General features: G+C 33.5%; 4 protein-coding genes and 2 pseudogenes. 4 read left to right on the top strand and 2 right to left on the bottom strand.

Features of this window, described 5'->3' with window-relative positions; genetic code table 11:
- Positions 1 to 261 (top strand): annotated as a pseudogene (locus QZQ55_RS10170) (hypothetical protein); the annotation flags it as partial.
- A gap of 24 nt (positions 262 to 285) precedes the next feature.
- On the opposite strand, the gene QZQ55_RS10165 reads toward QZQ55_RS10170, so the two are convergent.
- Positions 286 to 1746, bottom strand: a complete 1461-nt coding sequence (locus tag QZQ55_RS10165) for a C69 family dipeptidase (protein WP_295093010.1) — start codon at positions 1744 to 1746, stop codon at positions 286 to 288.
- 114 nt (positions 1747 to 1860) lie between these two features.
- Between QZQ55_RS10165 and QZQ55_RS10160 the strand changes: the two genes are divergently transcribed.
- Both QZQ55_RS10160 and QZQ55_RS10155 read left to right on the top strand, forming a co-directional pair.
- Positions 1861 to 2313 carry an RNA polymerase sigma factor gene (locus QZQ55_RS10160; RefSeq protein WP_295093008.1) on the top strand — a complete coding sequence of 151 codons (453 nt, stop codon included), beginning with the start codon at positions 1861 to 1863 and terminating at the stop codon, positions 2311 to 2313.
- Positions 2306 to 3421 carry a hypothetical protein gene (locus tag QZQ55_RS10155; protein WP_295093006.1) on the top strand — a complete coding sequence of 372 codons (1116 nt, stop codon included), beginning with the start codon at positions 2306 to 2308 and terminating at the stop codon, positions 3419 to 3421. The genes QZQ55_RS10160 and QZQ55_RS10155 overlap by 8 nt, the downstream gene beginning before the upstream one ends.
- A gap of 37 nt (positions 3422 to 3458) precedes the next feature.
- Here the strand turns inward: QZQ55_RS10155 and QZQ55_RS10150 are convergent, their stop codons facing one another.
- Positions 3459 to 5510: a translation factor GTPase family protein gene (locus QZQ55_RS10150; protein ID WP_295093004.1), complete on the bottom strand. Its 2052-nt coding sequence runs from the start codon at positions 5508 to 5510 to the stop codon at positions 3459 to 3461.
- A 320-nt stretch (positions 5511 to 5830) separates the two neighbouring features.
- Between QZQ55_RS10150 and QZQ55_RS10145 the strand changes: the two are divergent.
- Positions 5831 to 6156 (top strand): annotated as a pseudogene (locus QZQ55_RS10145) (PTS sugar transporter subunit IIC); the annotation flags it as partial.

Genomic DNA, 6156 nt, shown 5'->3' with positions numbered 1-6156 from the left:
ATAGGTTCATTCCAAAAGAAAATCAGTTTCTTATTTCCTAAATATGTCCTAGAATTTAACGACTGGTCTGTTGATGGAGATTTCATGAACTGGAATTATACTATAAGTGATTCTCATCATGAAATTGCGACTATATCAAAAGAATTATTTCATTTTACAGATGTCTATGTCATTGATGTTCATAATAGCCAGGATGCACTTTATGCATTGCTTGTTGTACTGGCAATTGATGCTGAAAAGTGTTCAGCATCAAATAACTAAAAAAAGAAGCCGAGGCTTCTTTTCTTATGCATCAGAACGGGCAAATTTATTCTTCATAGTAAAGCTTAATTCATCTAAGACAAGATGTAATGTCTTTGAAGTTTCCTTCTTCAATATATCAGCTGCCTTTTGATTGGCTTCATGTCTTAATTCTGTTTTTCTTGCTTCGTCTGTTTCTTTTTCAATCAATTCATCATATGTATGAATAATATGATGTGAATGAGATTGTACCACTCTCTGATAACGTTCAATATGAATTGCTGACTGTTTATCACATGCATCAGCCATAGCACCTATGAGTCTATTGGCCCAATAGAAGTTATCAGTAGAGACTTCATCTGTTGTATTGCTGTAATATTCAGGTACAGTATCAATATGAACATATAATGGAACGAGTGTATTGAATACATTTGAACCAAATGTAAACCATTCAATAGGTTCCTGTCCCTGTCTTACTTGTAATACAGATAAGAAGTCATTTCTATTGATTCCTACAGGACGTAATGCACCTTTATTAGATAAATCTCCACGAGTAATATATGGATCATAAGGTGTATTCTGGAAATGAGTTGATAAAGCATATTTTACATCTTCAACAGTAATCTTTCTTTCAGGTACCATAGTCCAAGGAATATCATCAGAAAAAGGTGTAAAGTCTGCATTTTCTCCATCCCATTTATATGTACGTGGATTTAAATAACGTCTAATAAACCAATCACGTGGTGTGTTATAGATATGATCTGAATCATCATGTGAACCAAATGCATAGCGTGCATTAAATGAATCATCTAGATTTAAACATAAATGATTCTTTTCAATAAATTCCTTTAAATCATCACTACATAAATGATTTTCTTGAGTAGTAAAAGCATCCTTTAAATCAAATGTATCAATACCTAACTGGTTAGGCATTACAACATAAGCATCATCAGGAACTCTTCTTGCAATCCAATGATGACCACCAATAGTTTCTAACCACCAGATTTCATCATGATCAGAGAAGGCAATTCCGTTCATTTCATATGTTCCATGCTTTTCTAGTAGTGAACCAAGTCTTAATACACCTTCTCTTGCACTATGAATATAAGGTAATACAAGATAGACAATATCTTCTTCACCTATACCACCAGGTGTATTTGTTTCTTCATCATATTCTACAAGTGGATCAGCCCCTAATACACGAGGATTAGAAGTGATTGTTTCTGTCGCTGTCATTGCGACTTCTGCTTCATTAATTCCACTTGCTGCCCAGATACCTTCACCTTTTAAGGCATTTGGCATCGCAGTATATCTCATTGGATTATCAGGTAACTGAATCTTTAAATGAGATAATACTGTCTCATAAACTCTATTTTGTTGTTCTGGATGAATCACTGCAAGTTTCTTTGGTGTAAATCTTGTAGATTGTGAATCATCATTTCTTGCGATTAAGGTAGAACCATCATAAGATGCGTTCTTACCTACTAGTAATGTCGTACATGGCATACATTCTCTCCTCCTTGTAGACTTTATTATAGACCCTAAAGTAAAATAATTCAGCACATATGTGCAACCAAATGGAGGGAATCATCGTATTAATAGTGAAGGGAGGGAAATATCATGACAATAGAAGATGTAATTGATACCTATGGGGATATGGTGACTCGCATTTGTATCATGAATTTGAGAAATAGTGATGATGCGAAAGACTGTTTTCAAGAAGTTTTCATTAAACTCTATAAGCACGGCATAATAGAAGACCATGATTATCTAAAACACTGGCTGATTCGTGTTACAGTGAATACATGTAAGGATTATCGTCGTGTTTTCTATAAGAAGACAATTGATTTAGAAGATGTGCTTATTCAAGCTGAGAAGAAGGATTATGTATTGCTTCCTGTGATATTAGATATGCCAACGCGTTATAAGAATGTACTTTATCTATATTATTATGAAGGATACAAAACAGATGAAATTGCAGGAATATTAAAGATAAATATCAATACAGTGAAATCAAGATTGAAAAGAGGAAGGGAGATACTAAAGAAGAAAGTAGGTGAGGATGATGAATAAATGGAAGGAATTTGATGATATTCATACGCCAGAAGATTGGAAGAAGATCACATATACACAAAAGAAAAAACATTATTCATTTTCTATGGTTTTAACAGCTGTTATTGTATGTATTTCTTTAATAACTGTCAGTGCATTTCATTCTGATATGTCAGAATGGTTGACAAATCATTTTTCTAAAGAGGATATTCATCCTGTTGAGAATGTGACTTTTAAGGACATCAGATGGTATGAGGCACCTTTTGGATATACATATACTAAGGATGATAAAATAAAAAATATCTATCTTATGAATCATAATCAAATCAAACTACAAAAGCCACGTACTTATAAGGGAGTCTATAAGAAGCCTTTCTCTTTTAAATATGTGCGATATCATCATGATATTTTCATGTATGATTTTTCAGGTTATGTAGAGTATGGTATCAATCGTATATTCAATAATACTGTCTATTTATGTACAAAAAAGTATGATATCATTGCTTTGAATATAAAGACAGGAAACATTGAAATAATAACCACTGATCATCGCTCTGTAAATCCATACCTATCACCTCATGGACGTTATCTACTAATTAATAAGCAGGATGAGTATTGGACAATCTATGATACAGTCAATAAGACAGAAAAGATTGTACCTGATATGTGTGGGTATGCTTTATCAAATGAACATTCATTTTATGGTGATGATTATATTATTACTTATGGTGATGATTATACGATTGTGATTGATTGTGCAACGCAGAAGGTGGTTGAAAAATGGAATGGTATTACTGAATTTGCGTCTGCATTTGAATTAGTAGATAATACAATCATTAATCATGTCACTAGAAAGAGCTGTGAAATAAAGGAAGAAAATTATCGTATAAAAATTGCAAGTTCTACAAGTCAATATCTTCTTATCACAAATGAAAATGAAGATTCTTTCTATGATAAGCATGTCAATTATTATCTCTACGATATTCAAAAGAATAGCTATGTTCCATTATCTTTACCATTTAAAAATGGTGTTGATATTTCACTCTATGAATATGAAGGAGAAAACAAATTGATCATCTATGATGATAAACAAAGCTATTTAGTCAATCTTCAATCATTGTTCCAATAGAAAAGCGGGGGAGTTTTAAATGAACTCCCTCGCTTCATTATTTATTTAAAATCTTTTTTACTACATTTGCAGGTGCAAATTCATAATCAAGGAATTCCATTTCAAAGACACCCTGACCTTGAGTCATAGAACGAAGATCAACTGCATAGTTCATCACTTCGCTCATAGGTGCTTCTGCAATGATCTTAATTAATCCATCTTCAAATACATCAGAACCGATGACTCTCGCACGTAATGTATTTAAATGACTCATAATATCACCTGTAAACTCATCATCAATAATAACCTTCATCTTCATATATGGTTCAAGTAATGCAGGTTCTGCCTTAGGCATTGCTTCCTTGAAGCACATAGATGTTGCAGTCTTAAAGGCCATTTCAGAAGAGTCAACAGAATGATAGGCACCATCAATAAGAGTTGCTTCAATACCTAATACTGGATAACCACCTAAGCATCCTGCTTTTACACTTTCAATAAGTCCCTTTTCAACAGCAGGGAAATAAGTACGAGGTACAGCACCACCAAATACTTCTTCCTTAAAAATATAAGGCTTATCATAATCACGAGAAGGTTTGAAAGTAATTTCTACTTCACCAAACTGTCCATGACCACCAGACTGTTTCTTATATCTTGTTCTTTGAGTGACTTCCTTTTTGATTGTTTCACGATAAGGAATCTTGACGTCTTCAAACTTTGCTTCTACTTTAAATCTTGTTTTTAATTTATTGAGAACTGTATCAAGATGAATATCACCAATACCAGATAAGCATTGCTGCTTTGTTTCTTCATTATATTCATAAGCTAAAGTAGGATCCTCTTCGAGTAATCTATTAATTGCATTCGCAATCTTTTCTTCATTGCTCTTACCAAGAGGTACAATCGCTTTCTTATAATATGGTTTAGAATATTCTGTATCAGGAATAAGGATAGGAGAACGTGGATCACATAATGTATCATTTGTATGACATGTAGTTGAACGTGTAAATGCACCAATTTCCCCTGCATGAAGTTTATCTACTTCAATCAAGTTTTTACCCATAGGTTGATAAATCTTCACAATCTTTTCATCTTCTTTTTCTTTTGGATTATAAAGAGTCATACCTGTATATAATGTACCACTTGTCACTTTGAAATAAGATGTTTTTCCTACAAATGGATCAGTAATTGTCTTGAAGACAAATAAGCTTGTAGGCGAATCTTCATTACATTCTAAGATCTTTTCATCATCTTTTTTTAAATCCTTTACAATAAGCGCATTCTTTGGATGGTTGGCTGAATCAAAGAAAGCACACATAGAATTCAAGATAATACTAATACCAATACGATCAGTACCACAAAGTACAGGAATCAAACTACCATCAGTCACACCCTGTCTTAATGCATTAGAAATCTCTTCTTTTGTGAAAGGTTCTTCTTCTAAATATTTTTCAAGTAATTCATCACTTGTATTCGCAACGGCTTCATCAATCATTGCCTTGATTGGTAATACTTCATCCATCATATCTTCAGGAATAGGAGCCTCATGTGTTTGTCCGTCTTTAAATAAACGACCTTCCATCTTTGCGACATTGACATAACCAATCATTTTATTATTATCCATGATTGGTACCTGTATTGGGGCAATACCCTTACCATAAGTATCCTTTAACTGCTGAAGTTTTGTAGGATAATCACTATTTGGATTATCTAATCCATTAATATAGATGATCTTACCCTTATCTCTTGCCTTATACATTGCCTGTTTTGTACCTGCTGAAATACCAGCATAACTTGGACAAATAATTAAAGCAGACTCACAAACAGATAAAGCTGCTTCTGTTTCACCTACGAAGTCAAAAGTACCAGGAACATCTATTAAATTAATCTTACAGTTATCCCATTCAATCGGAATGATTGATAAATTAATAGAAGACTGACGGGCAATCTCCTCAGCACTATAGTCACTAATTGTATTACCACTTTGGATATTACCAATCTGACCAATTGCTCCAGCACGGTAAGCCATTGTTTCTACTATACTTGTCTTACCACATCCAGAGTGTCCTAAAACAGCTACATTTCCAATTTCGTGCGCATGATAATCTCTCATAAACATCTACCACCTTTCTAATGCACTTCTATGTAATGTAAATCTATAGAAATATTTTATCATACATCATTTTAATAATGGAAAATAATCACTGTTTTAAAAAAAGTTTTCTAAAATAAGAAGTGAATGGCTATAATAGGAGTGAAAGTACTTTGGTAAATAGATTATAACTGTATCATATTTACAAGATATCGATATGTGAAAAAGAGTTCTTTGTAACAATCGTGCTTGTGATAGCGCATCCATGGACTTACGTTTTAGATTGTGTAAAATAGTACCTGTACAAGAGTTACGCCGACTCTTGAAAGGGAGGAAATTAAATGGACGCTTTTGCTGATAAGCTAGGACGTGTCGGTGCTTGGTGTGGTCAGAATAAGTACTTGAATGCAATCAAGAATGCATTCCAGAACTTTATGCCAGCTACTATCTCAGGTGCCGTTGGTGTTCTTTGGACAAACGTTTTAGTAAATGATTCAACAGGTTTAGGTGCTTTATGGCCTCCAATTATGGCCCTTAAAGTTCTTAACCCTATCTTTGCTGCTATGCAGTATGCTACAATCTCATGTATTACAATTGGTATTACTATGCTTCTTGCTTCTGAAATTGCTGAAGCAAATGGTGAAACAGGACCTTACCCAGCTGTTTT

Source organism: uncultured Catenibacterium sp. (genome assembly GCF_900540665.1).
Lineage (GTDB): Bacteria > Bacillota_I > Bacilli_A > Erysipelotrichales > Coprobacillaceae > Catenibacterium.
The sequence above is the reverse complement of the archived record's forward strand: the minus strand, read 5'-3'. Positions and strand labels throughout refer to the sequence as shown.

What these genes read in the sequence shown, in the direction of transcription:
- QZQ55_RS10165 (WP_295093010.1), bottom strand. Translation starts at nt 1,746, where the DNA reads ATGCCATGTACGACATTACTAGTAGGTAAGAACGCATCTTATGATGGT.
- QZQ55_RS10160 (WP_295093008.1), top strand. Translation starts at nt 1,861, where the DNA reads ATGACAATAGAAGATGTAATTGATACCTATGGGGATATGGTGACTCGC.
- QZQ55_RS10155 (WP_295093006.1), top strand. Translation starts at nt 2,306, where the DNA reads ATGAATAAATGGAAGGAATTTGATGATATTCATACGCCAGAAGATTGG.
- QZQ55_RS10150 (WP_295093004.1), bottom strand. Translation starts at nt 5,510, where the DNA reads ATGAGAGATTATCATGCGCACGAAATTGGAAATGTAGCTGTTTTAGGA.